Annotated in this window: 18 protein-coding genes; 8 read left to right on the top strand and 10 right to left on the bottom strand. The window is 67.6% G+C overall.

Annotated features, from left to right (window positions below):
* Positions 1-16: 16 nt before the first annotated feature.
* Positions 17-2,080 (bottom strand): hypothetical protein, encoded by a 2,064-nt coding sequence (locus BMY69_RS14095; protein ID WP_090179351.1) that lies wholly within the window; start codon positions 2,078-2,080, stop codon positions 17-19.
* A 701-nt stretch (positions 2,081-2,781) separates the two neighbouring features.
* Here BMY69_RS14095 and BMY69_RS14090 point away from each other — a divergent pair.
* A complete protein-coding gene (locus tag BMY69_RS14090) occupies positions 2,782-5,019 on the top strand; it encodes an autotransporter family protein (protein ID WP_177191183.1) in 2,238 nt (745 codons plus the stop codon).
* Positions 5,020-5,454: 435 nt separating this feature from the next.
* On the opposite strand, the gene BMY69_RS14085 is transcribed toward BMY69_RS14090, so the two are convergent.
* Complete coding sequence (locus BMY69_RS14085; protein ID WP_090179346.1) at positions 5,455-6,189, bottom strand: hypothetical protein; 735 nt, start codon at positions 6,187-6,189, stop codon at positions 5,455-5,457.
* Between the two features lie 112 nt (positions 6,190-6,301).
* Here BMY69_RS14085 and BMY69_RS14080 point away from each other — a divergent pair, with 112 nt between their 5' ends.
* Complete coding sequence (locus BMY69_RS14080) at positions 6,302-6,979, top strand: J domain-containing protein (protein WP_090179343.1); 678 nt, start codon at positions 6,302-6,304, stop codon at positions 6,977-6,979.
* A gap of 17 nt (positions 6,980-6,996) precedes the next feature.
* On the opposite strand, the gene BMY69_RS14075 is transcribed toward BMY69_RS14080, so the two are convergent.
* The 4 genes from BMY69_RS14075 to tviB form a co-directional block, all read right to left on the bottom strand.
* Positions 6,997-8,397 (bottom strand): TIGR03013 family XrtA/PEP-CTERM system glycosyltransferase, encoded by a 1,401-nt coding sequence (locus tag BMY69_RS14075; RefSeq protein ID WP_090179340.1) that lies wholly within the window; start codon positions 8,395-8,397, stop codon positions 6,997-6,999.
* Between the two features lie 117 nt (positions 8,398-8,514).
* Positions 8,515-10,182 (bottom strand): GMC oxidoreductase, encoded by a 1,668-nt coding sequence (locus tag BMY69_RS14070; RefSeq protein WP_090179337.1) that lies wholly within the window; start codon positions 10,180-10,182, stop codon positions 8,515-8,517.
* A gap of 63 nt (positions 10,183-10,245) precedes the next feature.
* On the bottom strand, positions 10,246-11,256 hold the full coding sequence (locus BMY69_RS14065) for an NAD-dependent epimerase (RefSeq protein ID WP_090179335.1): 1,011 nt from the start codon (positions 11,254-11,256) through the stop codon (positions 10,246-10,248).
* A gap of 15 nt (positions 11,257-11,271) precedes the next feature.
* Positions 11,272-12,588 (bottom strand): Vi polysaccharide biosynthesis UDP-N-acetylglucosamine C-6 dehydrogenase TviB, encoded by a 1,317-nt coding sequence (gene tviB / locus BMY69_RS14060; protein WP_255364562.1) that lies wholly within the window; start codon positions 12,586-12,588, stop codon positions 11,272-11,274.
* Between the two features lie 305 nt (positions 12,589-12,893).
* Here tviB and BMY69_RS14055 point away from each other — a divergent pair, with 305 nt between their 5' ends.
* Together BMY69_RS14055 and BMY69_RS14050 are read left to right on the top strand one after the other, a co-directional pair.
* The gene (locus BMY69_RS14055) at positions 12,894-13,547 is read left to right on the top strand and encodes a response regulator (protein WP_090179330.1); all 654 of its coding nucleotides are present in this window, start codon (positions 12,894-12,896) and stop codon (positions 13,545-13,547) included.
* Positions 13,544-15,832, top strand: a complete 2,289-nt coding sequence (locus BMY69_RS14050) for an ATP-binding protein (protein ID WP_090179327.1) — start codon at positions 13,544-13,546, stop codon at positions 15,830-15,832. Before BMY69_RS14055 ends, BMY69_RS14050 begins: the two co-directional genes overlap by 4 nt.
* A 114-nt stretch (positions 15,833-15,946) precedes the next feature.
* Here the strand turns inward: BMY69_RS14050 and BMY69_RS14045 are convergent, their stop codons facing one another.
* Positions 15,947-17,254 (bottom strand): NAD(P)/FAD-dependent oxidoreductase, encoded by a 1,308-nt coding sequence (locus BMY69_RS14045; protein WP_090179325.1) that lies wholly within the window; start codon positions 17,252-17,254, stop codon positions 15,947-15,949.
* Between the two features lie 212 nt (positions 17,255-17,466).
* On the opposite strand from BMY69_RS14045, the gene argS reads away from it, so the two are divergent.
* Entirely contained in the window at positions 17,467-19,224 is a 1,758-nt protein-coding gene (gene argS / locus BMY69_RS14040) for an arginine--tRNA ligase (protein WP_090179324.1), read from the top strand.
* A gap of 44 nt (positions 19,225-19,268) precedes the next feature.
* On the opposite strand, the gene BMY69_RS14035 is transcribed toward argS, so the two are convergent.
* Positions 19,269-19,610, bottom strand: a complete 342-nt coding sequence (locus BMY69_RS14035) for a carboxymuconolactone decarboxylase family protein (protein ID WP_090053624.1) — start codon at positions 19,608-19,610, stop codon at positions 19,269-19,271.
* Between the two features lie 206 nt (positions 19,611-19,816).
* On the opposite strand from BMY69_RS14035, the gene tehA reads away from it, so the two are divergent.
* Positions 19,817-20,791 (top strand): dicarboxylate transporter/tellurite-resistance protein TehA, encoded by a 975-nt coding sequence (gene tehA, locus BMY69_RS14030; protein WP_090179321.1) that lies wholly within the window; start codon positions 19,817-19,819, stop codon positions 20,789-20,791.
* 135 nt (positions 20,792-20,926) lie between these two features.
* A complete protein-coding gene (locus BMY69_RS14025; RefSeq protein ID WP_255364561.1) occupies positions 20,927-21,538 on the top strand; it encodes an OmpW/AlkL family protein in 612 nt (203 codons plus the stop codon).
* On the opposite strand, the gene rclC is transcribed toward BMY69_RS14025, so the two are convergent.
* Positions 21,526-22,104, bottom strand: a complete 579-nt coding sequence (gene rclC / locus BMY69_RS14020; protein ID WP_090179314.1) for a reactive chlorine resistance membrane protein RclC — start codon at positions 22,102-22,104, stop codon at positions 21,526-21,528. The genes BMY69_RS14025 and rclC overlap by 13 nt on opposite strands.
* A gap of 115 nt (positions 22,105-22,219) precedes the next feature.
* Here rclC and BMY69_RS14015 point away from each other — a divergent pair, with 115 nt between their 5' ends.
* Positions 22,220-23,158 carry a cupin domain-containing protein gene (locus BMY69_RS14015; protein WP_090179311.1) on the top strand — a complete coding sequence of 313 codons (939 nt, stop codon included), beginning with the start codon at positions 22,220-22,222 and terminating at the stop codon, positions 23,156-23,158.
* 235 nt (positions 23,159-23,393) lie between these two features.
* On the opposite strand, the gene BMY69_RS14010 is transcribed toward BMY69_RS14015, so the two are convergent.
* Positions 23,394-26,297 (bottom strand): TonB-dependent receptor, encoded by a 2,904-nt coding sequence (locus tag BMY69_RS14010; RefSeq protein ID WP_090179308.1) that lies wholly within the window; start codon positions 26,295-26,297, stop codon positions 23,394-23,396.
* Between the last annotated feature and the right edge of the window lie 11 nt (positions 26,298-26,308).

Below are 26,308 nucleotides of genomic sequence, written 5' to 3'. Positions count from 1 at the left end.
CTCGTCGAGCAGTCGATTATTTGTTGGGGCCGCCCCGACCATCGAGATCGAGAACGGGTCCGGGCGATGTCGAAGTGCCCACGCTGTTCGTCACGGTGTAGACGACGTGTGCATGGATGGCGATCCAATCGGCCGGATCCGGCTGAGCGGCATTGAAACCCATCAACCTGTAACCGTTGATCGGCTTGCGCGTTTCGCCCGTGTCCGCTGCGACCTCCACCGTCTCACCCAGGATGTCGCGATCCGTGATGGCGGAGGGATCGTCGGCCGGATGTGTGTGATCCGCCACCTCGTAACCGAACAGATCGTACGCCTTGATGTTGATGACGATGGTATCGCCAGCCTTCTGATTGGCGTACTCGGGAATGACGAAGTCGATCATCGTGTCCTTGTTCGGCGTCTGGTCCGGCCCAAGGAGCAGGCGAAGCGGGTCAATGGTGTCATGCCCCTCGGCGGCGGGTATGCGGATGGGCGCGAGCGTGCCGCCGCCCGGCAGACCGTCCTTGCCGGTAACCTTCACGATCTGGGCCGGGGGCGACGAGAGATTCGGTCCGTTCTCGGCGAGCGACCTCGCCACGGTGTAGGTCAGCGCGACATCTCCCGATCCTTCAGGCTGGAGGGTTTCCTTGGGGAGGGTCAACTCCAGATCTTCCGCTGCCAGGACATCGGCGGCGGTCACGGTGTAGTCGGCGATGGTGCCAGCCTTGCCGTACTTGACGCCGATGACGTCACCCAGGATCAGGCTGCCGACGTCGTCCTTGGTTTTCCAAGGGATGGTGACCTTCGCATCCAACTCGAAGCCCTTCAGGCTGATGGTGTTCGGTGCGTCGGTGGACTCGCCGCTTTGCAACGAGGCGGGCAGCAGGTTTTCGTTCTCGGGCGTTTCGGGCGTCGGATCGACGCCGCCGGCCTGGAACAGGTTGACCTTGACAGTCACGCCGGCATCGGGCCGTCCCACGATACCGCCTCCGCGCCACACCTCATAGCTGACGGCGACATCCACGGGCGCATCCGTGCCGCCCCCTGATGCGTAGGCCGCGCTGATCGACGGGTAAAGCACACCGACGGTGGTCGCCTGGGAGGGATCGGTAACCCGAACGGGGCCGATGGCCGCCGAGGCCCATGTCACCCAGATGTCGTCGCCAACCTCGATCTGGTCGTCTTGAGGGACCACCACCTTGAGGCCGCCGGCCTCGCGGGCATCCTGTTCGTCGATGACCTTCGGGTCCGCGTCGTTGTCGTAGCTCGGTACGCTCGGCGGCTTCAGGTCCGTCAACGCGTTTTCGATGAGGACCGTGAGCGTCGTTGGTTGCGACAACGCGGACTCGTTCCACGCCCTGTCGATGACTTTGTACTGGAAGACCCTTTCACCGTCGTGCTGAGCGATGATGAAATCCGCTCCGAAGTGGAATTCGAGCGACGTGCCGTTGTTGGTCAGGTGAACCGTGTCCTCCTGCCCGTCGATATAGCCGATGATCTCATCGCCGTTTTCAGGCGCGTACCCGGAGTAGCCGTCCACCAGCGCGACGACGTAGGGTTCATCGGTGCCATTGTCGATGATGGAATCGATCGTGACGTAGCCGTCGGCCGCATCGGGAAAGGTCATGTCGGCGAGCGTCGGTTCTCCCGGCTTCGTCGTGTCGACGATGAAGCCCTGCCGTGGGCCGTAGGCGAAGCCACCAGCTCCCGAAGTGAATTCGAAGGTGTAGCTGATGGAATGTGCGCCCTCAACGGCATGCTGGTCGGCCGTGATGGGAAGGCCGACGCTTTTCGCAGTCTTGTCTGCTAGCGTCACGATGTGCTTCGCACCTGCCTGCACGCCGTCGATCGCGATCCAGACGGTGTCGCGGACCTTCACCTGGTCGGGGATGGGCACCGTAACCGTGAGTTCTTTCCCTGCGGCATCCTTGTGCAACATGTTGTCGACCGTACCATCCGGCTTGGGTCTGCCCAGGTCGGCCGCGGCGAACGTCAGCGGGTCTGTCAGGTTCTGATCGGCGAGTACTCCGGTGCCGCGAACACGCCGGGGCGCCCGCGTCGGCGTGAAACCAGGGGCGTAGATCGTCCTTGCCTTGTTCATCGTCGTGACCTCTCATCCATGTAGGTGCTGCGCGTTAACCGCCTCGTCCCGAAGCGCGCGCCGGTCGCAGAACAATATATTCCGGCCTCGTGGATGGCTATATGCCAAAGAGCGTAGGGTGGCGATGGCGTCCCCCGCGATGGATAGTGTCCGGATCCGGACACGGCGAGTGTCCGCTTGCGGACAGGCGACGTCGATGTGACAAAAAAGAGCCATGCGATCTGGCCCGACGGGCGCAAGCCGGATCACGCCGACCTTTTTGCCGTGTTAAGCATATCGGGCATTTTAGGAGTAATCCTATGGAAGCTCGCCGAGGGATTGCGGTGCAATAGCGGCAAGGAATTCCGCGCACCGCGCCACGCATCGCGATCGACCCTCGCTTTCCGCTGGCGTCGGCCATGTCGTGGCCAAACAGCGCGTCAGAAAGGACAAGAACTATGACGACGAACCACATTCGAGGGCAGCGGACGAGGCTGTTCCTGGCCCTGGCGTCCGCTGCGTTATGCAACACCGGTGGCGCGGAGGCCAGGACGCTCAGGCCTGGTGAAACGGCGACTGTGCAGGAAAACGAGAGGCCCGAGCCGTGGATAGTGCCCGGGAGCGCATTCCTCACTCTGTCGCAGCGCGCTTCGGCCGAACGAACCCAGGTCGTCGGCGGGCGGCTTGTCGTCGACAGCGGCGCGACGATCAGAGATTCCGACATGGCGCTCGAATTCGCGGACGGCGCGCAGGGCACGCTGAACGGTGCGAACGTCGAGAGCACCGGCGCTGCCGGGCTGATCATCGTCAACCGCACCTCGGCGTCGGTCATGCGGATCTCGGCCACCGGTGGGTCGATCAAGGGTTTCACCTACGGAACGAGTGTCGCTTCCGCGGCGACGCTCGACCTGAACGGTGTCGCGGTGTCGGGCACCGGTGCGGACCTCGGAGCCGGTGTCGGAGTCTTCGACGGAACCCTCAATGCGACGGCATCGCAGATGACCGGTGCGCTCAATGGCGCCTATCTCATGTACGACCCACGGTCGTCTCCGGGGGCCACGGGCATCAATCTCAACCTCGACAGCTCGAGCATGCAGAGCGCTACCGGTAGCGGCATCTGGATCGACGCGTTCGACAACGCGACAACCACCGACGCCAGGATTTCGCTGACCAACGGAAGCGTCCTCGTCGGTGGCAACGGCACCGCCATCGAGGCGGCGTCGGGCACGACCGCCAGCGTGACCGTCGACCGCAGCGCGGTCGACGGCGACGTGCTCGTCGCAGCGGGTGGCCGTGTCGATCTGGCACTCGGCAACCAGGCAACGTTGCACGGCCGTATGTCGGGTCCGGTAGCCGCGTCGTTGGCAAGTGGATCGGTCTGGAACATCGAGGCGGATTCGGACGTCGATTCGCTGGGACTCTCGGGCGGTGCCGCGATATTCGACGGTTCGGGTGACAGCAGCCGTAAATCGCTCGTCATCCGTGGCGGCCTGACGGGAACGGGCGGCACGCTCGGCCTGAACACGGAATTGGGCGCCGGTGGTCCGCTTTCGCAGCAGGTGACCGATCGCGTCCTCATCGAGGGCGATGTCGCGACCACGGGCGTCACGGAGCTTGCGGTCACCGGCAGTGGAAGTGGCGCGCTGACCGACGCCAATCAGAACGGCGTCGTGGACGCCAACGAAGGCATTTCGCTCGTGCAGGTTCACGGTGCGTCGCGCGCCGATGCGTTCGCGCTGCGCGGAGGCTACGTCGCCGCCGGTCCTTGGCAATACACGCTGCATGCCTTCGGTCCGGGGCAGGTCGATCAGGCGCAGAACGCGCTACAGAACGGCGCGACGCTGGGCTGGGATTACCGCCTCGGCAACAGCTACGTCTGCGAGCACGACTGCGATCCGGTCGAGCCGCCGATCGATCCGCCCGTCGACCCGGGCGTTCCGCCGGTCGACCCACCGGTGGAACCGCCGGTCGATCCGGGCCCGGGGGAGGGCGAGCGGCTCGAGGTCGTCCCGCAGCTGCCGTCGTATCTGTCGGCGCCCGCGGCACTGCTCACCTACGGCGACATGCTCAACGACGGTCTGCACCAGCGCCTGGGCGAGTTGCGTTCCGGCACGTCCAGCGATCCCGTGGGAGGCGAGGTCTTCGCACGCTATCTGGGCGGCCAGCTCCGGTACACGTCGAATCTGTCGTTCACACGTTTCGGCTACGACTTCGACCAGCAGGTGAATGCGCTCCAGCTGGGTGGTAGCGTCATCGCGCTCGACGGCGACAACGGATCGTTGCGCGCGGGGTGGGCCGCGGATCATGGAACGACGCGCGTCACGCCGAAGGCGGTGGACGGCGACAGTTCGGCGAAGTATCGCGCGAACGGGATGTCGGCCTGGATCACGTGGCTGCACGGCAGCGGGCTGTGGGTCGATGGCGTGGTCGGCTCCACGCGTTTCCGCGGCGATGTCGGCACGGACGCACGCGGTGCCGACGTGGGCCGCATCCGCGCGAACGGGTGGACGATGTCGGTGGAAGCCGGCATGCCGCTCGCGATCGGTGGTGACTGGACGGTCGAGCCGCGGTTCCAGCTGAAGCACCAGCAGCTGAACTTCCGCAACTTCACCGACGTCGACGGGCTGCTCGTCCGGCTCGGCACGGCGAAGCAGACCAGCGCGCGCATCGGAGCGCAGGTGGCGCGGACGACGAACGTGAGGTTCATGCCTTATGCGAGCCTCGACCTCACGCACACCAGCAACGGCGATCCGGCGGCCGACGTGTCGAACGCCGAATGGAACGTCGCCGAGCGCTTCGGCTCGGGTCGCGTCGGCAACGCGTACCGATTCGCCGCGGGCGCGGTGAGCCAGCTTACCGACCACGTGCAGGTCTACGGGCAGGGCACATACCAGCACTTCGTCGGCAGCTATGGCATGCGCGGCTGGTCCGGCAACCTCGGCGTGCGCGTGGTGTTCTGACATTCCGGCAAGAAGAACCACGGCGGCACCAAACGATGCCGCCGTGGCGCCGGAAACCGGCCGCTCGCGAGTCGACATCGTAGCCGCGGACGGATCGCGCGTCGTGCGCGTTCCGTTTGCTGCGCATCCTTGGATCCTTCCTCGCGCATCCCTGCGCGCTGCGGTCCATTCCTTTTGCGCGTCCTGCTCCTCGAGGCCATCCTGCTGGCGGGCTTCCTGCCTTTCCCGTCCGCGGCTCCCGATGTCGAGGTTTGAGCCTAGTCGCCTGACTTCGCTGGGAAAATATGCCGGTGGTTGTAGGCGTCGATGTCCGTTTCCGGACGCCGGATCACGCCGTTTCGATGGAATTATGTCCGCACGTCCATAGGAATGGCGTCAGCGCTGGCGTCGCGCGCGGATGCACGCCTCGACAGGTGTCCGGAACCGGACGGCCGATCAGCGGAATGCGATGATCCACAACGCGGCGCCCTGCACGGGGGCGGCCGTCCAGTGCACGCGATAGGTGCCGGCCGCTTCCACCTGGCGCCACGCGACCGCGCCCTGCACGCCGCTTTCGTCAGGCAGTTCGACGAAGGCGTCGATGAGCTGGAAGCCGTCGCCTGGCGTCACGGTCATCCGCTTCACGCCGCCGTCGCCCCACCAGAAAGCCAGCAGCGTCGCGGGACCGTCCACCGTGATCTCGTCGCTCGCGACGATCAGCGACGGCTCGGCGTACGATTGCGCGAACGCGCGCACACGCGTCGCGTCGCGCACTTCGACGAACGGCATGGAAAGTTCACCTGCCGGTTCGCCGCGTTTTTCGATCGAGACGCTGTGGCCCTCGCCACCCTTGCCACCGTTCGTGATCCACGCGCTGACGCTGAAGCGGTCGCCGTAGCCGGCGTAGGTCATGGCATGGCCGAGGCGCTTCCACGTGTTCCCGTGCGTATCGGCGGGCCGTGCGTCGTTGCTCGCGTAGCCCGCGTTGAAGGCGATGAACACGCTGCCGGCCGGCCGGGTCGTCAGCGGCGGCGTGCGCGCGGGGCTGACGCCAAGGCCTTCGGCCTGGCCGAGAAACGCATGGGCGCCGAGCGACGGCGCGGATGACGAGATGTCGGCGCTCATCGCCGCGCGCGGGTGGGCGAGCGAGAGGGCGAGCGCGACCGCGAGGCACGGGAGCCGTGCGGGCATGGCGATTCTCCAAAAGTTGTACTTGTCAGTGCGATGGGCCTGCGCCACGCTTGGTGGCGCGGGACGCGAGTGCGAGGATCCGTCACTCACGCCGTCCCAGGGGAGCCATCCGGTGGCACACGAAACCGACTTTCTCGATCTCTACGGCAAGCTGCGGCTGGAGCCTGGCTGCTCGCTGGACGAGTTCAAGCAGGCGTATCGGCGGAACGTCGCGCTGTGGCATCCCGATCGCCGCCGCGGCACGCGCGCCGACGCGATCGCGGCCGCGCGCCTGCAGCGTCTCACGGCGCAATACGGGGCGGCGATGGAGTTCTATCGCAGGCACGGCCGGTTACCCGGTGCGCCGGTCGTCGCGCAAGCTCCGGTCGCTGAAACCGCGTCGGCCGAGCCGGCCGCGATGCCGCGCATCGACCCGGTAGCTTCCGCGGCGAGCGGCGCGGAGGCGCCGGCCCGCGCGCGCCGCGTCGCGTCGCGCTGGTGGTTCGCGACGGTGCTGCTCGGCATCGGTGCCGTCCTCTGGTCGACGTGGCCGGACGGACGGGAGTCCGATCCGGGCGAGGATCCGGGATCGCCCGTCGCGACGCGTGCCGACGCCGTGCCCACAGGCACGCTCGCGCTCGGGATGTCGCCCGACGAGGTGCTCGCGATCGAAGGCGAGCCCACGCGCCGCGGGACCGATCGCTGGGAGTACGGTCCCTCCTGGGTGCGCTTCGAAGGCGATACCGTCGTGGACTGGCATAGCTCACCTCTTCGGGCGCTGCGCGTCGGCTCCTCCCGGCCGCGCCCCTGACGTCATGACCGCGGCGCTTACCGTGCGCCGCGTCCGAACAGCACCACCTCCACCGTCTCGATGAGGATGACCACGTCGAGGAACAGGTTATGGTTCTTCACGTAGAAGAGGTCGTACTTGAGCTTCTCGGCGGCGTCCTCTTCCGATGCGCCATAGGGGTAGCTCAGCTGTGCCCAGCCGGCGAGGCCCGGTTTGATGCTGTGGCGCAGGTTGTAGAACCGGATCTTCGTCTCCAGGTCTGAAACGAACTGCGGACGCTCAGGGCGCGGGCCGACGATGCTCATGTCGCCGCGGATCACGTTCCACAGCTGCGGCAACTCGTCGAAACGCAGCTTGCGGCAGATGCGGCCCACGCGCGTGATGCGGTCGTCGTTGCTCGATGCCCAGCGTGCGACGCCGTCCATCTCCGCATCGGTGCGCATGCTGCGGAACTTGTACAGCCAGAACGTGCGGCCGTGCTCGCCCACGCGCTCCTGCCGGTAGAGGATCGGCTGTCCATGCCCCGATTCGATCCGGATCGCGAGCATCACGCCGAGCATGATCGGCCAGCAGAGCAGGGCGATCAGCGATGCCGCGCCGATGTCGAAGGCGCGTTTGACGAAGAGCGCGACCGGCGTCGCGTTGAAGCCGCCGGAGAAGACCAGCCAGGACGGGTCGAGCATGGTGAGCTGGACACGTCCGGCCTCGCGTTCGACGAACGTTGTCAAATCGGTGATCTGCACGCCGAGCTGGCGGCACGCGAGCAGATCGTCCATGGGCAGGCTGCCGCGGCGGTCGTCGACGCCGACGACGATCTCGTCGAGCCGTTCGCGGCGCGCGAGTTCGGCGAGCGTCGAGCCGGACTTGACGAGGAGCGCTTCCGGAATCGCCACCGTTTCGTTCGGTCCCTGCACATAGCCCAGCAGACAGAAGCCGCGGCGATCCGAGCGGCGGCGCATCCGCGTGTGGATCTGGGCGGCGCGCTGCCCGGCACCAAGGACCAGCACGCGCCGCTTCAGCGATTCCATCTCCACCAGGCGCATGAACAGGGCGCGGAAGCCCGCGGTCGCGATGAAAGCGATGATCAGCGCCATGCCAAGGACGCCACGGCCGACGTAGGCCTGCGGTATGACGTAGTAGCCGACGACCAGCGCCAGGCCGCCGAGGGCGAAGGCGATGGCATGGCGGGCGAGCTGGCCGCGCCAGCTCATGCGCAGGGTGGAGCGGTACTCGCCGAGTGCCGCCATGCACAGGAAGATGACGACCGCGAACATCGTGGCCCGGGCGGTGACGGTATGCGTCGATGCCGCGAGATCCTCCGGCGAGGGGGCGAAGCGGATCCAGGTCGCGGCGTTCAGGGATGCGGCGAGCAGGAGCAGCTCGCACGTGCCCAGCAGGGTCAGCCAGCGCACGATCGGCTGTCGGAACAGGCGGATCATCGGTCATTCCTCATGACATGCATCCCCTGCATGCTCGTGTTCCAAGGCTAGGTAGCGTGGCGCCACGTGTCGATTCCACTTACGGTCGTCGCCCGGCTAGTCCGAATGGCCGGGCGATCACGCCAGCCCGCTGTGTTCGCATGCGGTCAGCAACACGCGCAGGTGGTCGGCGAGGCGCAGGCTGAGCGCCACGATGGTGAAGGTCGGGAAGGCCCAGCCGCCGGTCGGGAACGTCGAGCTTCCCGCGATGTGCAGGTTCGCCACGCCGTGCACCTTGCACTGCGCGTCGACCACGCCGCGCGAGGGATCGTCGGCCATGCGCGTGGTGCCCATGTGGTGCGCGGTGCCATGCACGCCAGGCGGCGCCGCGCCGTGGGTCCACGGTTCCGGTTCGAAGTGTCCGTTGCAGGCGGCCGCGAGTCGCGCGCCCGTGAGCAGCGTCGTCGTGTGCCAGGTGTGGCGGTCGAGCTCGTTGAGGCGCCAGTCGACGCGCACGCGACGTTGACCGAGCGCGTCGCGTTCGTCGCCGAGCGTGACGCGGCTGTCGCGCTGGGGCGCCTGCTCGAAGAAGCCCACCAGCTCGACGCGGTCGCTGCGTACCGTCGGACGGTCGGCGACCTTCTGCGCGACGGCGCGCACGACGTCGCCGATGTGCAGACCCAGGCGCATGGCGCTGATCGCGAGGTTCTGCTGTACGGCGGCCGTTCCGCCGGGGCCGTTCTGCAGCGCGGCGCAAAGGCGTGCCTCGAGCAGCGCCGCCTCGTCGCGGGTCGGCGGACGCAGCGCGGCGCGCACGTCGCGCAGCGCGCGGATGCCGTGGGGTACCTGGCCTTCGACGGCGAACGGGTGCACGCGCGCATTGAGGCTGCGGTGATCGCGCTGTGCCTTCAGCGAAAGCCCGATCTCCGGCGCGAACGGCGCGCGAACCTTGCCGATGGTCCGCTCGTACGGCCGGGTGACCCGATCGGGGTCGTCCGCGCGAATCGTGCCGATCGTTCCGCTGGGGTGGTCCATGAAGTAGCGGCCGACCAGGTCACGGTCGTTGCCGAGGCCGTCGGGAGCCACACTGTCGGAGAGCAGCAGGATGCGGGCGTTCTCGATGCCGCCGGCGGCCAGCACGTAATGCCGTGCGAAGACGCGTCCGCGTCGACCGTCGAGCGTGCCGATCCGTGCCCCGGTGACGCGGCTGGCGTCGGCGGTGGATTCCAGCTCCATCACGTTCGCATGCAGGAGCAGGGAGATGTTGGGTGCCCTGCGCATGTCGTCGCGATACGCGTCGCCGAAGGTGATCGGGCTGCGCGCGAAGACGAAGTTAACGAGCGCGTCGGGATCGAGGTCGAGCGGCCGTCGCGGCAGCGGGCCGTCGAACGCGCCGGGGCCGAATCCGTGCGACGGGTCGATACGGCAGAAGTCCCGCGCCCGCGCGTACCAGGGCGCCAGATCGTCGTAGCGGATCGGCCAGCCGCTGTCCGGCACCCACTCGCGGGGCGCCATGTCGCTGTCGGCGAGCGGGATGCAGCCGCCGCCCCACAGCGTGCAGCTGCCGCCGAAGACGCGCATCCGGGAGGTTCCGGCGTCGAACGGCGCGTCGCCCGTCCAGTCGCCTTCGTACAGCGACTGGCTGCGATCCTCGCCCGCGAGACCGCCACCTTCGATCAGGCACACGCGGGTCGCCGTGCCCAGGAAGGCGCGCGCGATCGCGATGCCCGCCGGCCCGGCGCCGATGATGCACAGGTCGGCCTGCAGGTCGTCGGGAACCGACCGGTCGAAATAGTCGATGATCACGGTGCGTCTCCCGGGCAAGCGGCGGCGAAGTTCATGGGCATCGTTCTTTTCTTGTTCTTGGCGTCAGGCGCCGTAATACCCGCGATACCAGTCGACGAACCGGCCCACGCCCTCGTCCACATCCACTTTCGGCGCGTAGCCGGTGGCCTGGACGAGGGCGGAGACGTTCGCCTCGGTGTCGGGTACGTCCCCGGGCTGCAGTGGCAACATGTCCAGTCGTGCGCTGCGGCCGAGCCGTTTTTCGAGGACTTCGATGTAACGCAGCAACGGGACCGGCGTCTCGTTGCCGATGTTGAAGATCCGGTAGGGGGCGACGCCGCTGCTGCCCGGATCGGGCCGGGCGCCGGACCAGTGATCGTTGGCGCGCGGCAGGCCGTCGAGCGTGCGGACGACACCTTCGACGATGTCGTCGACGTAGGTGAAGCTTCGCCTGTGCCGGCCGTGGTTGAACACGGGGATCGGCTCGTCGGCGAGGATCGCGCGCGTGAACAGGAACAGCGCCATGTCGGGACGGCCCCATGGCCCGTACACCGTGAAGAACCGAAGGCCGGTGCAGGGGAGGCCGTACAGGTGCGCGTATGAATGCGCCATCTGCTCGTTCGCCTTCTTCGTGGCGGCGTACAGCGTCAGCGGATGCTCGGTCGGCTGGTGTTCGGAGAAGGGCAGGTGGGTGTTGGCGCCGTAGACCGAGCTGGTGGAGGCGAATACGAGATGCTCGACGCCGTGGCGGCGGCAGCCCTCGAGCACGTGCAGGAAACCGGTGACATTGCTCGATACGTAGACGTGCGGGTTCTTCGCCGCGTAACGCACGCCCGCCTGCGCGGCGAGATGCACAACGCGCTCCGGGCGATGCGTGGCGAAGAGGGCGTCCATCGCCTCGCGATCGGCGAGATCGGCGTGCACGTGCGTGTAATCGGGATGGCCGTCGAAGTGCGCGAGCCGGGCCTTCTTCAGCGCGACGTCGTAGTAGTCGGAAAGGTTGTCGAGCCCGATCACGGTGTCGCCACGCTCCAGCAGCCGCGTCGCGACGTGGAACCCGATGAAGCCGGCGGTACCCGTGACCAGGATCTTCATGGGGAGGCCATGGCGTCAGAGGCGACCGTCCACCGCGTCGCGCGGCAGCACGTACTTGACGTCGTAGACCACGGAGAGCGGCTTGCCGAAGGCACGGATGCCGTCGGCGCCGAGCGCCACGAATTCGCGGTGGCCCACGGCGACCACCACCGCGTCGTAGGTGCCGTGCGCGGGTTCGGCGACCGGATCGATGTCGTACTCGTGTCGCGCCTCGGCGCGGCGGACCCATGGGTCGTGGACATCCACCGCCACGCCATAGCCGCCCAGCGCGCCGACGATGTCGACGACGCGGGTGTTGCGCAGGTCGGGGCAGTTTTCCTTGAACGCGAGTCCCAGCACGAGCACGCGCGCGCCGACGGGGTTGATGCCCTTGCGGACGATCAGCCTGACCAGTTCGCTGGCGATGTACGGCCCCATGCCGTCGTTGGTGCGGCGTCCGGCGAGGATCACGTCCGGATGGTGGCCGACCTGCTGGGCCTTGTGGGTCAGGTAATACGGATCGACGCTGATGCAGTGACCGCCGACGAGACCCGGGCGGAACGGCAGGAAATTCCACTTCGTGCCGGCCGCCTCGAGGACCTCGAGGGTGTCGATGCCGAGCTTGTTGAAGAGGATCGCGAGATCGTTGACGAGCGCGATGTTGAGGTCGCGCTGCGTGTTCTCGATGACCTTGGCGGCCTCGGCCACCTTCAGCGAGCTCGCACGATGCGTGCCGGCGGTGATCACCGAGCGGTAGAGCGCGTCGACGAAGTCCGCGACCTCCGGCGTGGAGCCCGAGGTCACCTTGAGGATGCCCGTGACGCGATGCGTCTTGTCGCCGGGATTGATGCGTTCGGGGCTATAGCCGGCGAAGAAGTCGCGGTTGAAGACGAGGCCCGATTCGCGCTCCAGGATCGGCACGCAGACCTCTTCGGTGCAGCCCGGGTAGACGGTCGATTCGTAGATGACGACGTTGCCCGGCTTGAGAATCTTACCCAGGGTTTCGCTCGCCCGGACCAGCGGTGTGAGATCGGGGCGGCGCGCGTCGTCGATGGGAGTGGGCACGGTGACGATGTAGACGTCGCAGGCCGCCAGATCGTCGAGAATGGAGGAAAACCTCAAACGACCGGCCGCGGCGAGCTCGCCAGCGTCGACCTCGAGCGTGGCATCCACTCCGTCGTTCAGTTCCGCGACGCGTTCGTTGCGGATGTCGAAGCCGACCGTCGCGTAGCGCTTGCCGAACTCGACTGCCAGGGGCAGCCCGACGTAACCCAGGCCGACGATGCCGATGCGCACCGTGTCGAGGGCCGGTGCGACGAAGCCGCCGGGTGCGGTCCAGGAGCGGGCGTTCACAACGGGCTCCGCCACGCCGGCCTGGCCGGTGGCTGCCCTGCGGCTTTCAGTATCCATCCCCCGTCCTACCCCTTGGGTGCGTGGCGAAAACCCCTGTGGAGGGGGCCGATGAAAGCGTAGCAACGCGCCCGGGCCTTGCCTGTATGGCTTACGGAGGTGGACGAATGGCCGATATCGGGCATGCGCGAGAGCATGAACGGCGCATCATGAGAACGTTTACAAGGGGTCCGCGCCGATATATGTTTCATCCCGCACCGGCCGGAGGCCGGGCTTTCGACTACATACAATGGTTCTATGGTCCACTCATGTCCGCGCGATCCTACATAGGCTCGGTGCGCGTGGCCTTGCTGGACGACCACGCGCTCGTCCTGAAGGGGCTGATCGCACACCTTGAGAAAACGCCCTCGATCGTGATCGTCGGCAGCCATACGAGCAGCCGGCCTTTTCGCGCCATGCTGGCCGCGATGCCGGTGGATGTCGCGCTGATCGATTACTCGCTCGCCATGGACGACATCGATGGGATCGCCCTCATCAACCTGCTCCGTGCGTCCTACCCGAGGATGAAGATCCTCGTCGTGTCCGCCCATGCCCAGGAACTGGTGGTGCACAACATGCGCCTTGCCGGGGCGGACGGGTTCGTGGCCAAGAGCCAGGATCCCGACGACGTCATCCGCGCGATCGATGCCGTGATGACCGGACGCGAGTTCGTGCCGGTGCGCGAAGCCGTGGACGGAACGCCGCCGAAGGACCTGGTGCCGCTTTCCCCGCGCGAGCGGGACGTGATCCGCCAGTTGCTCGAGGGGCTCACCGTCGGGCAGATCGCGGCGCGGACGGGGCGCAGCCTGAAGACGATCAGCACGCAGAAGTCGTGTGCCTACCGAAAGCTGCGCATCACCTCGGACAACGAGCTATTCCTGTTGCGCGACTACGTGCTCGCGCTGGATGCCGGATCGCCGTGAAATGCCTGTTCGTCGGGTTGCTGGCCTGGATGGCCTGCGTCGGCTGCGCCGTCGCCGCCGCGTCCGACGATGCCGCGCGCAAGGCGTGGCTCGCCGCCCATCCCGTCATGCGCATCGCCATCGACGCGCAGCAGGGTTCCGAAGTCAATCGCGGCGAATCCAATCCGCTCGTCAGCCAGTACCTCGAACTCGTGGCGAGGCATACGGGCCTGCGCATCGTGACGGTGCGGACGCGTTCATGGGAGGACTCGGTGCGCGCCTTCAGGGAGCGGCGGGTCGACCTGCTGCCGTCGTTGAACGATCGCCTCCTCATGGCGGATCTTGGCGACCAGGCGCTCCTGTCGGAACCGTTCTACCAGGGCCGCACGGTCATCATCGCCCGTACCGTCGGGCCCGCCACGCTCGACATGCGGGCCCTGGACGGGCGGACGGTGGCGTTCACTGGCGGCGGCGCCTACGAGTCGTGGCTGCGCCGGGAGCATCCCGCCGTCACGCGCCTCCCGCTGGCCGATCTTCACCAGGTGCTGGCCGCGGTGGAAAGCGGCATCGCCGACGCGGGCATCGGCGTCGACGTGGCCTATCTTCCGATCGTGCGTCGCGACTACGCGCTGAGCCTGCGCATCGCGGGCGACATTCCCCAGATGCCGGTGGCGGTCCGCGTCGCGGTACACAAGGATGCGCCCGAGTGGCTCGAGATCGTCGACGATAGCGTCCGGGGCATCAGCGCGGACGAGAATCGCGCCGTGATCGAGCGCTGGCTACAGGCCGCCTACCTGCGCGCGCCGACCCTCTCCCAGGTGCTGTCGGTGTATCGCGTGGAGTTCGGCCTGGGATTCGCGCTGATCGTGGCGATGGTGTTCGCGCTCTGGCAGCTGCGTCGCGCGCAGCTCGCGTCGCGTCGGGGCGAACGGCAGAAGACCATGCTGCTCGCCGTGATGAGCCACGAGGTGCGCAATGCCGTCAACGCGGTCACCTCGTCGATCGAGCTGCTCTCGCGCACGCCGATGGAGGGCCCGCAACGCGACCTCATGGCGATCGCCCAGTCCAGCAGCCGCAGCCTGCAGAACCTGCTCAAGAGCGCGCTGGACTACAGCCGCTCCGAGAACCAGGGGTTCACGCCGGACCTGACGGCATGCGACGCCGTCGGCGTCGCGCGCGACGTCATCGAAGGCCAGCGCACGGCGATCGAGCAGAAAGGCCTCGACGTGCGGCTCGACCTGCCCATGGGCCCGCTGCCGTGGCTGATGCTGGACGAGACGCGCCTGCGCCAGCTGCTGGAGAACCTGCTCTCGAACGCCGTGAAATTCACCGTGCGCGGCCACGTCGGCATCGCGTTGTGGCAAACGGCCGGGGAGGACGGCAACGAGGTCCGTCACCTCGTCGTCGAGGTGTTCGACACGGGTATCGGCGTGCCGGCGGACCGCCAGAGGGAGCTGTTCCAGCCGTTCTCCCAGGCGCACGGCGCGCACTCCGCACGGCTCGGCGGCGCGGGTCTGGGGCTGGGCATCTGCGCGGAGATCACCCGGCAGCTCGGCGGACGCCTCGAACTGAACAGCGATGTCGACGTCGGCACCGCGGTGCGCATCGAGCTGCCCACCAGTCGCGTGCCCGTCGCGCCGCCGGTGGAGGACGAAGCGGACGCGGCGCCCGATGCGGCGGTGGCCGAGCGCGGCACCGTCCTGCTCGTCGAGGATCATCCCGCCAATCGGCAGATCATCGCCGCCCAGCTGAAGTTCCTCGGCTTCGACACCCACGCGGTCGATCATGGACAGGCCGCGATCGACGCGTTCGTGCCGGGCCGGTTCGCGGGGGTATTGCTCGACTGCGAGTTGCCCGACATGCAGGGCTACGACATCGCGGTCGAGCTGCGGGCCCATGAGGTCGCGGCGAACGGGCCGTTCACGCATTTCATCGCGATCTCGGCGAATGACGGCGAGGTACACCTGCGGCGCTGCGCCGAAAGCGGGATCGACACGGTGCTCGGCAAACCGTTGTCGCTGGCCGCGCTCAAGACCGCGCTCGCCTCCGCGCCGGGCATGTCGCCGGTCGAGCGCACGTTCCGCGAGGAAAGCGAGCACGATCTTGCCGCGATGCGCGACGCGCTCGCGAAGGCCGATCCGGAACGCGCCATCGCCCTCGCGCACCGCATGAAGGGCGCCGCGCTGGTGCTGGGGTCGACGACGGTCGTCGAAACGCTCGGGCGGATCGAGGCATTGCTGGTCGAACGACCGGTCGCCCGCCACGACATCGACCGGCTGCTCGACGATATCGCGCGGGAGCTGTAGCCGGCTTGTGGGAGCGGACCTGGCCGCGACGCCTTTGGGGCCGTGCGCTACAGGGCCTGCGGCTCTTGGCGAGAAGATGTCGCGGCCAGGTCCGCTCCCACAAAAATCGATGAATCAATGCAGCTTCACCGGCGGTAGCGTCGTATTGCGCAGCCAGTCGGCCAGCCAGAGCGCGGTCGCGCGGGGCCAGCCGTGCAGCGTCGCGCGGTGCATGTACTGGAGCGACACGTAGAGCATCTTGGCGATCCAGCCACGCATGGGGATCGGCGATTTGCCCTTGGGCACCGACGGCAGTTCGCCCGTCGCATGGTATTCACCCAGCGACACCAGCGTGCCTTTCGCGTGGTACACGAACGGCTCCACGGTCTCGCCGCGCAGCGCGCGCGGCAGGGCGCGGGCGAGGTAGCTGGCCTGCTGGTGTGCCGCCTGCGCCGTCGGCGGCACGCTCGGGCCGCCCTGCGCCGCGGCGGCGAAGGCGCAGTCGCCGATGGCGTAGACATGGTCGACGCCGACCGCCGCCAGCTGGGGCGTGACGATGATGCGGCGATCCTTCGACAGCGTGAACGGCCCCAGCCCGGCGACCATGTCGTGTCCGACGACGCCGGCGGCCCAGACGCGGATGTCGCACGGCACGGTGCTGCCGTCCGAAAGGTGGAACGCGCTGGCGGTGACCGCGTCCACGCCGACGCCCACGCGCACGTTCACGCCCATGCCGACCAGCGCCCGGTGCGCGGATTCCGATGTCCGGGGATCGACGGCGGGAAGGATGCGTTTCGCCATGTCCATCAGCGTGATGTCCAGCTTCGACGCCGGATCGAGGCCGCCGTAGCGATGCATGTCGTTGAAGGCGTGGTGTAGTTCGGCGGCGAGCTCGACACCCGTGGCTCCCGCGCCGACGATGCCGATGCGGATGCGTCGCTCCGGATCGCCAGCACTGCGTAGCGCGAGCGCCAGGATCTTGCGACGCAGGGCGATCGCCTGGGCCGGGCTGTCGAGCATGTCGCAGTACTGAAGCACGCCGGGCGTGCCGAAGTCGTTGACGCGGCTGCCGAAGGCGAGCACGAGCGTGTCGTAGCGCAGCGAGCGCGGCGGGAGGATCAGCTCGTCGGTCATCGGCAGCACGACCTGATCGAGGTCGATGCGCCGCTCGACGGTGTCGACGCGTTTCAGGGCGCCGGGCTCGTAGCGGTAGCCGTGCGCCTGCGCATGCGCCAGGTAGGGCACGGCTTCCTCGCCGTCGCCGAGCAGTCCCGCCGCGAGCTCGTGGAGGCGTGGTTTCCAGAAGTGGCTGGCGTCGCGATCGACGAGCACGACGTCGAGGTCACGCCGCCGGCCCAGGCGGGTCGCCAGTTCGATGCCGGCCGCGCCGCCGCCGACGATGACGACGGCGTGCCTGCCGTGGGCGGATGGAGCGGTGTTCATGGGTGGATCTCCGGTAAGTCCCGCCGCACGAGGATAACGGTGGATTCGTGGCTGGCTTGCGAAGACCGCTTTCGTCATGTACACAACCGCCATGGCTTGCGTACCGATGCTCCGACGACGACGCTGATTCCGCGCTCACCGACTCCCGTACGACATGGGGGCGGTCGCGCGCGAAGGAAATCCGCCCGATCGTGACCCTTCCGGAGCCTTCCATGCCCGTTTCCCTCGCGTCCCTGGTCGATACCAGGCTCGCCGCCGTGTTCGATACCCTCGGTCTTCCCGTCCACCTTGCCCGGTCACAGCCATCCGATCGCCCGGAGCTCGGTGACCTGCAATGCAACGGTGCGCTCGCGGCGGCGCGTGAGGCACGCCGGCCGCCGCGCGACATCGCGGAGGACATCGCCAGCGCGTTGCGCGCCGACAATCTCTTCGCGGACGTTGCCGTCGCGGGACCGGGCTTCGTCAACCTGACACTGTCCCGTCGCGCGCTCGCCGGATGCGCCGCCGCCATGGTGGAAGACGACGCGCTGGGCGTGCCGGACGACGGCGCGGGGCGCCTCGTGGTGCTCGACTTCGGCGGCCCGAACGTCGCCAAGCCGTTGCATGTCGGACACCTGCGGTCGCTCGTGTTGGGAGAAAGCCTGCGCCGCATGCATGCCGCGTTGGGCTGGCGCACGCACGGCGACGCGCACCTGGGCGACTGGGGACTGCAGATGGGCATGCTCAGCGCCGCGATCCGGCGGCGGTCGCCGGAGCTGGCGTATTTCCGTAGCGATGCCGAGCCCTTTCCCGCGAACCCGCCGGTGACGCTGGCGGAACTGGAACGGCTCTATCCGGAAGCGGCCGCGGCGTGCCGGGCCGATCCCCAACGCATGGCCGAAGCACGGGCCGACACGGCGGCACTACAGGCGGGCGATCCCGGCCTGCTCGCGTTGTGGCGCGCGTTGCGCGAGCTCAGCCTTGCGGCGCAGCTGCGCGACTTCGACGAACTGGGAGTCGTCTTCGATGCGCTCGACGGCGAGAGCGACGTGCGCGACGCGATCGCTCCGCTGGTCGCCCGGCTCGAGGCCGAGGGTGTCGCACGGCGCAGCGAGGGCGCGCTCGTGGTCGATGTCGCCAGCCCGGACGACGGGGCGGACGTGCCTCCCTTGTTGCTGGCGAAGAGCGACGGCGCGGCGCTCTACGCGACGACCGATCTCGCGACGCTCGAAGCGCGCGCGGGCATGCCGGGACTCGCGCGCGTCGTCTACGTGGTCGATCAGCGGCAGGCGTTGCATTTCACGCAGGTGTTCCGCGCGGCGGCGAAGGCCGGCATCGCGCCGGGCGTCGAGCTCGTGCACGCCGGTTTCGGCACCGTGAACGGCCCCGACGGCAAGGCGTACAGGACACGCGCCGGCGGCGTGGCACGGCTGAGGGACCTGCTCGACGAGGCCGTGGCGCGGGCGGAAGACCGTATGAAGGAGGCGGGTCACGGTGCGGAACTCGACGCGGGTTCGCGCGCGGTGCTCGCGAGACGTGTGGGCATCGGGGCCGTGAAGTTCGCGGATCTCTCCGGCGACCGGCTGTCGGGCTACGTCTTCGACGTGGACCGGCTCGTCGCGTTCGAAGGGCGGACCGGTCCCTATCTGCAGTACGCCTGCGTGCGCCTGCGCTCGCTATTGATCAAGGCGGGCGATGCGCACATCGGACCGATCGACCCGGTGGCGCCCAGCGAGCGCGCCGTCGTGCTGGCCTGTCTTGCCTTCGGCGATACGGTCGCGTCGGCGTGCCGGCAGTACCAGCCGGGCATCCTGGCCGATCATGCGTTCGACCTTGCGCAGCGCTTCAGCCGGTTCTACGCGGAGTGCGCCGTGCTGTCCGAGCCGGATGCCGAGGTACGGGCGTCGCGGCTGGGGCTGTGCGTCCTGGTGCGGAGTGTGCTGGAAAAGTCGCTCTGGCTGCTCGGCGTCGACGTGCCCGAGCGGATGTAGGAAGCATGTGGGAGCGGCCGGAGCCGCTCCCACAGCGAGGCACGTCAGGCTTTTTCGTAGGCCTCGGCGGCGTCCATGACGCGTGCCGAGTAGACCAGCGCCGCGCCGGCGTTGAGCGCCACGGCCACGCCGAGCGCTTCGGCGATCTCGTCCTTCGTGGCGCCGTGCTTCAGCGCTTCCGCCGTGTGGACGGTGATACAGCCGTCGCAACGGGTGGTGACCGAGACGGCCAGCGCGATCAGTTCGCGCGTCTTCGCGTCGAGGTGGTTGGTCTTGGCGCCGGCGTTGGAGAGCGCCTGGTAACCCTGGACGGTGCCGGGGCTCAGTTTGGCGATTTCGCCAATACGGCCCATGAGCTGGCTGCGATATTCGACCCAATCGAGCATGGTGTTTCTCCGGTCATGCGGCGGCACGGTATGCGTCGTCGACAGGGGAAATCATGAGCCGATCGGCGCACCTTGGGAACGCGCGCGCGGCGCAGGTTCTGGCGCGATCGTCTCGACCGCGATCGTGCGTCGTGCCCGTGCCGCACGCCGCATTTCCAAGGGGCACGACACCACGACATCAACGACAGGACACGCAGGTACCGCCGATGGCCAATCCCGTTCGCACCATTCCCGCCGGCTTCTTCGGCATGATCCTCGGCCTCGTGGGGCTGGGCAGCAGCTGGCGCGTCGCCGCGCGCCTGTGGGGGCTTCCGCCCGAGATCGGCGAGGCGATCATGGCCGTCGCGTTCGTTGTCTGGCTCATCCTCACCGCGGCGTTCTGGTACAAATGGATCGCCCACCGCGACGCGGCGATCGAGGAGATCCATCACCCGATCAACTGCTGTTTCGTGGGCCTGGCGCCCTCCAGCACGGTGCTCATGGCGGTGGTGCTGGCGCCGCATTTCCACGCGCTCGCGGTCGTCGCCCTGATCGGCGGCGCGATCGGCCAGGTGGCCTTCGGCGTCTGGCGCTTCGGCGGCATGCTCGAAGGCGACCGCGACGTCTCCACCACCACGCCGGTCATCTACCTGCCGTCCGTCGCGGGCAACTTCATCATCGCGATCGGTGCCGGCACGCTGGGCTTTCCCTCGTGGGGCATCCTGTTCTTCGGCGTCGGCCTCTTCAGCTGGTTCGCGCTGGAATCGATCGTCGTGTTCCGCCTGCTCAACGTCGCTTCGCTACCGCCGCCGCTGCGGCCGACGATCGGCATCCAGCTCGCGCCGCCCGTCGTGGCCGTGGTCGCTTTCCTCGCTAACACGCAGGGCCATCCCGAGCTGCTGACGCAGGCCGCGTGGGGCTACGGGCTGATCCAGCTGCTGTTGCTGTTGCGGCTCTTCTTCTGGATCACGAAGCAGCCGTTCGCGCCGTCGTACTGGGCCTTCAGCTTCGGCATCACCGCGCTGTCGACCGGTGCCCTGGTCATGACCGAGCGTGGCGTCACCGGCGCCATCGCGCAGCTCGCGCCGATCGTGTTCGTCTTCACCAACCTCGTGATGGCGGTGCTCGTCGTGGGCACGCTGGTACGAACCGCGCAGGGCAAGCTGCTCCCGCCGCCGGTGGTCGTTCCGGCGTCCGCCTGAATGCGTCGCCTCGGTGGGATCGCGATGACGCGCTCCCACCGAGGCATGGGCACGACGTCGCAGCCCACCGACATTTCCCCTTCGATCGACGCGCGATCGCTACGGTGACGCCAACGTCATCGAAGGAGAATCATCGTGCGTCACCTCATGCTTCTGGCTGCGGGCATCGCCTGCGCGGCGGCACCGACCGCATTCGCCGCCACGGTCGACTCGCCATGGATCGTTCACGTCGGCGCCCATGTCGTCGATCCCACCTCCCACACCGGCCGCCTCGCGGGCATCCATGCCAGCGTCGACAGCAGCACGCGGCCGACGTTCAGCATCGAGTACCGATGGAGCGACGCATGGAGCGTCGAAGCGCTGGCGGCGCTCCCGTTCCGCCACGACGTGAGCCTCGCCGGTTCGCGCGCGGTGCGCGTCAAACAGCTTCCGCCCGTGGTCGGCGTGAACTATCGGTTCCTGCCGCATGCCGCCGTCACGCCATTCGTGGGTGCCGGCGTCAACTACACGCATTTCTTCGACGCCAAGGGCCGGGGCCCGCTGCAGGGCGCCGACGTGGATCTGGGGGACAGCTGGGGCCTCGCATGGCATGCCGGTGTCGACATCGCCCTCGCGCCGCGCTGGGTCGCGACCGTCGACGTCCGCTACATGGATATCGACAGTCGCGTGAAAGTGGGCGGCGCCCGGGTCGGCACCGCCCACATCGACCCCTGGGTTTATGGAGCGAGCGTGGGTTACCGCTTCTGATTCTCCGCGAGGATCGCCTTGGCGGCGTCGACGCCGATCACCCAGGAACCGGCCAGCATCATGGTGTCCTTGAGCACCAGTCGTCCGGCGCCGGAGAGGTACGGGAAGCCGTGCTGCGCGTCACCGAGCGCAGCCACCCACGCCTCCGGTGTCGTGACCAGGAACGAGAGCGTGACCAGCGTCGTGCCGAAGGAAAGGAAGGCGCCGAGGAGGCCAAGCTTCTTCGACAAGGGATAGGCGAGGACGAGCGCGGCGATGGTCAGTTCCACGATGCCCAGGCCGGTCGAGAAACCGTAGGTGTTGTTCGCCGTCTGCCATTCGCGTTGTTCCGGCACCAGCTGGCCCTCGTGGGTCAGGTGCGCCTTGTACTCGGTGGGGTGGTTGTAGAAGAACGACATCACCGGGCTGTTCGCCACGAACGGCGTGATGCTGTCCGCCTCGTAGGGGACGAACTTCAGCAGGCCGATCCAGATGAAGACGATGGCGATGGCGAGGCGCATCAGGTTCGGGCCGACGCGTTCGGTGCGGGCGAAGAGGCCGAGGGCCTGGCGGAAACGGGTGTTCATGAGGAAAGCTCCAGAGCAAGGCGTCCGGGGGAAGGTGGACGCGACCCGCATAGTGTTGCTCTGGGGAATGAGAGGATGAATACTCGTATCTCTCAATGACTGGCGCGATCGTCTCATGGATGCCCTGACCCGACTTCTCGACCTGGCGAACGTGCAGGGGGTGCTGGACGTCCGCTGCTATCTCGCCGGCGGCTTCAGTGTCGAACACGACATCGCACTCGCGGGCGAGGCGCCGTTCCATCTCGTGCTTTCGGGCGAGGGCATCATGGAGCTCCCGGGACGCGTCATGGTGCCGATGTCCGCGGGCGACCTCATCGTGCTGCCGCGGGGCACGTCGCATCGCGTCCATGACGGTGGCCCGCGTTCGGCGGCGGTGCCGGTGCACGTGGATCGACAGGGACCGCTCGACATCAAGCGCAACACGCTCGGTCCCGCGGACCTCGACCTGCTGTGCGGTCGCTTCACGTTCGCGCCGGATGCCGCGCGACTGGCGTTCGATGCGCTGCCGGACGTCCTTCACGTCAAGGTCTCCGAGCAGCATGGCGCCGCGGCGCTGGATGCGGTGGTCGCGATGTTCCGCAGCGAGGTGGAACGGATGGAGCCGGGCGCCCTCGCGGTGGTCACGTCGCTCAGCCGCACGTTGCTGGTATTCGCGCTGCGCGCGCAGCTGCGCGAAGGGCAGTTGCCCCCTTCGTTGTTGTCGCTGCTGGGCGACGCCCGTCTTGGCCGCGCGGTGCTCGCCATGCTGCGCGATCCCGCGCGCGAATGGACGGTCGAGACGCTGGCGCGTGAGGCGGCGATGTCGCGCGCGACCTTCGCACGTCACTTCGAGGCACGGGGACGCATCGCACCGCACGAGGTGCTGACGCTGCTGCGCATGCACCTGGCAGGCGACCTGCTACGCCGGGGCGACCTCACGGCCGGCGCGGTCGCCGATCGTGTCGGTTACCGTTCCGAATCGGCGTTCGGGAAGGCCTTCGTGCGCGTGATGGGCGTCACCCCCGCGCGCTATCGACGCGACCACCTGCACCCACCGCCGGTCGAGGCGACCTGACGCTCCCCGTAGGGGCGGACCTGGCCGCGATGGGTGCTCGCGACGAGGTCCAAACTATCGCGCTGTTGGAGCGGACCTGGCCGCGATGGGTGCTCGTAGCAAGACCCCAAACTATCGCGCTGTTGGAGCGGACCTGGCCGCGATGGGTGCTCGCGGCAAGACCCCTATCGCGCCCAGGTGCGCTCCAACAGCGCGTCGTACCGTTGGAGCGGACCTGGCCGCGATCACTGCGACGTCACAGCTTGTAATTGATGCCGAAGAGCACCGTCCGTCCGTAGGTGTCGTATTTCAGCGGGCGCGCCACCTTGACGTCGTTCGGCAGCGCGGCGATCTGTTGCGTCTTCATCGGCGAGTTGGTCAGGTTGTTCACCTGCAGCAGGATCGACAGGCCGTTCCACGTGCCATGCTCGAACGCGTAGCCCAGCTGGAAGTCCGTCTGCTTGTCGGCCAGCACCTGCGTGTAGCCGAGCTGATCGAACAGCGCGACCGCCTCGCCGGTGAACGCCGAACGATAACGCTCGGCGATGCGCACCGACCAGCCATGCTTCTCGTAATACAACGCGAGGTTCGCCACCTTGCGCGACAGACCGGGCAGGGTGGACGGGCTACCGGGAATGCTCGATACCGCGCTGACCGGCAGCGTGCTGTTGGTCAGCGAGAAGTTCGCCTGCGCGCCGAAACCGTCCAGTGCCGGTGTCACCAGGGCACCTTCCAGTGCGCCGGAGAGTTCGATGCCCTGCATCTTGCCGCCCGTGCCGTTCTCGGGGCGCGTGAACGAACCGATGGTGCTGGTGGGCGTCAGCGTGGGGTTGTCGTTGATGTAGCGCGAGAAGTCGTAATCGAGCGTCGTCTCGTTGTAGATGTAGTTCAACAGGTTCTTGTTGAAGACGGCCACGGCGGCGTAGCTCGACGTGCCGAAGTACTTCTCCCACGACAGATCGGCACCGACGGCGATGTACGGCTTCAGCTTCGGATTGCCGCCGCTTCCTGACCACAGCACCTGGCCGGCCGCGGGTCCGTCGTTGACGAGTCCGACGCCCGCCGAGGTCGCGACCTTTTCGTCGTCGATGCGTCCACGTGCCATGGTCTTGGCGAGCCCGAAGCGCAGGTACTGCTTGTCCGCGATCTCCGCCGCCAGGTTCAGGCTCGGCAGCACCTTCGTGTAACGCGTGCCACCGGTGATCCTGCCGACCAGGGTATCGCCGTTGGTCTGCAGCGCCTCCGACGACTGATCCGTGCGTACCGCCTGCACGCCCACGTTACCGCGCAGGGGTATGTCGCCCAGGTGCGTGTCGATGTTGAACTTCAGGTACGCGACCGGCACCTTCTCGCGCACCGTGTAGTTGCGGCTCCAGTCGGCCTGGCCATTGCGCTGGGTGAGGTAAAACTGGCTGCGCAGCACGCGCAGGACATCGTAGTTGACGATGCCGGGAATGCCGCCGTAACTGAGATCGGTCGAACCGCTGAGCGCGGATGGATCGATGGGCGCGGCGAAACCGGGGTCGTAGTCGTCGGCGGTCGAGCCGTTGCCGTTGAGCCAGGCGAAGAAGACGTCCGCCTCCTTCGTCTTGCGCCGGTCGGAATAGTTCACGCCCAGGGTCGCGTCGCTGAAGATCCAGCCCACGGGATGGGTGACCTCGAGCCGGAACGCCTTGATGGTGTCCTTCTGCCGGTCGAACTCCTCGCGTCCGTTGTAGCCGTAGTTGTTCGGGTCGGTGAAGAAGATGCGCGCCGGATCCGCGAAATTCACGCCGGGACGGAAGTCCGGAAAGCCCTCGTGCTCCGGCGTCGCGAAATCCGTCGACGACGTCGCCTGGCCCGGCAGGCCGGCGAAGAGATAAGCGTCGTGCAGGCGCCGCTTCGCGCTCGAATACGAGGCGTCGGCCGTCACGAGCCAGCCGTTGCCGAAATCGTACTGGTTGTTCCATCCCGCGGAGAAGAGCGTGTCGCGCTCCTTCGTATAGTCGTTCTGCAGCACCGACTTCAGGCCGTCGATGTGGCCGGTGGTCACGATGGGGTAGGGCAGCGCCGGTACGTAGCCCACGTTCGAATACGAGACGTTGTCGTAGGGGCTGCTCGACCACTGCGCACCGTTGAGGTACGACTTCTGGTCGAACGTCGAGTAATACAGGTCGAGCGTCGAGTGGTAGTGATCGTCGGGCGCCCATTCCAGCACCGTCATCAGGCCGTTGCGCACCTGGTGCTCGGACTTCGCGCGCAGCTGCATGCCCTCCTGCGAGAGCACGCCGTCGGGGAGGCCGGGGGTACGTGGGGCGCCCCAGCGTCCTTCGGCGCCGTCCGGGCCGTTGTTCAGGCTCCACCACCAGGCCTCGTACTGCTTCTCCTGCACGGGCGAGTCGAGCTGCGCGAAGCCGACGGCGAGACCGAGCGTGTGGTCGAAGAACTGGTCGATGTACGACGCGCTTGCCCGGTGGCCGGTGTCGCCGACCCCGCTGCCGTGGTTGAGGCTGCCGTTGGACGTGTTCTCGCCGCGCAGGTTCGCCGCGAACGCGCGTTTCGGCAGATCGAGCGGCTTGATCGTGTGCAGGTCGACGGTGCCCGACAGGCCCTGGCCGATGAGCGTGGCGTCGGGCGTCTTGTAGATCGCCGCGCCGCTGATGAGTTCCGACGGGTACTGGTCGAAGTCGACGCCGCGGTTCTCGCCGATGGTCGCCTGCTCGCGACCGTTGAGCGTGGTGCCGGCGAAGTCGGGCGAGAACCCGCGGATCGATATCTGGTTCGCGCGTCCGCCGACACGCTGCGTCGCGAGGCCCGAGACGCGCGCGAGGCTTTCCGCGATGCTGCTGTCGGGCAGCTTGCCGATGTCTTCCGCCGAGATGGCCTCGATGATGTTGTCGGAGTTCTGCTTGGCCTTGATCGAATTCTGGATGCTGCCCTGGATGCCGGTGACGACGATCGCGTCGAGGTTGCTGGCGGCATCGGGATCCACGCGCTTCTTCTCCTTCGCGGGAGCGGCCGGCGGTGCCGGAGTGGCATTCTCTTGCCGATTCTGTGCCTGTTGTTGCGCCACCGCGGAGGCGCTCGTGCCGAGCAGAAGGGCGAGGGCGCAGGCGCTGGCGAGCGCGCGCGGACGAGAAGCCAGCACGGCCGCGCCGTGCGTCGAGCGAAGACGAATCATCCGTTCATTCC

Origin of the sequence: Luteibacter sp. UNC138MFCol5.1 (assembly GCF_900110505.1) — a bacterium.
GTDB lineage: Bacteria > Pseudomonadota > Gammaproteobacteria > Xanthomonadales > Rhodanobacteraceae > Luteibacter.
The sequence above is the reverse complement of the archived record's forward strand: the minus strand, read 5'-3'. Positions and strand labels throughout refer to the sequence as shown.

What these genes read in the sequence shown, in the direction of transcription:
- BMY69_RS14095 (WP_090179351.1), bottom strand. Translation starts at nt 2,080, where the DNA reads ATGAACAAGGCAAGGACGATCTACGCCCCTGGTTTCACGCCGACGCGG.
- BMY69_RS14090 (WP_177191183.1), top strand. Translation starts at nt 2,782, where the DNA reads ATGGCGCTCGAATTCGCGGACGGCGCGCAGGGCACGCTGAACGGTGCG.
- BMY69_RS14085 (WP_090179346.1), bottom strand. Translation starts at nt 6,189, where the DNA reads ATGCCCGCACGGCTCCCGTGCCTCGCGGTCGCGCTCGCCCTCTCGCTC.
- BMY69_RS14075 (WP_090179340.1), bottom strand. Translation starts at nt 8,397, where the DNA reads ATGATCCGCCTGTTCCGACAGCCGATCGTGCGCTGGCTGACCCTGCTG.
- BMY69_RS14065 (WP_090179335.1), bottom strand. Translation starts at nt 11,256, where the DNA reads ATGAAGATCCTGGTCACGGGTACCGCCGGCTTCATCGGGTTCCACGTC.
- BMY69_RS14055 (WP_090179330.1), top strand. Translation starts at nt 12,894, where the DNA reads ATGTCCGCGCGATCCTACATAGGCTCGGTGCGCGTGGCCTTGCTGGAC.
- BMY69_RS14045 (WP_090179325.1), bottom strand. Translation starts at nt 17,254, where the DNA reads ATGAACACCGCTCCATCCGCCCACGGCAGGCACGCCGTCGTCATCGTC.
- argS (WP_090179324.1), top strand. Translation starts at nt 17,467, where the DNA reads ATGCCCGTTTCCCTCGCGTCCCTGGTCGATACCAGGCTCGCCGCCGTG.
- BMY69_RS14035 (WP_090053624.1), bottom strand. Translation starts at nt 19,610, where the DNA reads ATGCTCGATTGGGTCGAATATCGCAGCCAGCTCATGGGCCGTATTGGC.
- tehA (WP_090179321.1), top strand. Translation starts at nt 19,817, where the DNA reads ATGGCCAATCCCGTTCGCACCATTCCCGCCGGCTTCTTCGGCATGATC.
- rclC (WP_090179314.1), bottom strand. Translation starts at nt 22,104, where the DNA reads ATGAACACCCGTTTCCGCCAGGCCCTCGGCCTCTTCGCCCGCACCGAA.
- BMY69_RS14015 (WP_090179311.1), top strand. Translation starts at nt 22,220, where the DNA reads ATGGATGCCCTGACCCGACTTCTCGACCTGGCGAACGTGCAGGGGGTG.
- BMY69_RS14010 (WP_090179308.1), bottom strand. Translation starts at nt 26,297, where the DNA reads ATGATTCGTCTTCGCTCGACGCACGGCGCGGCCGTGCTGGCTTCTCGT.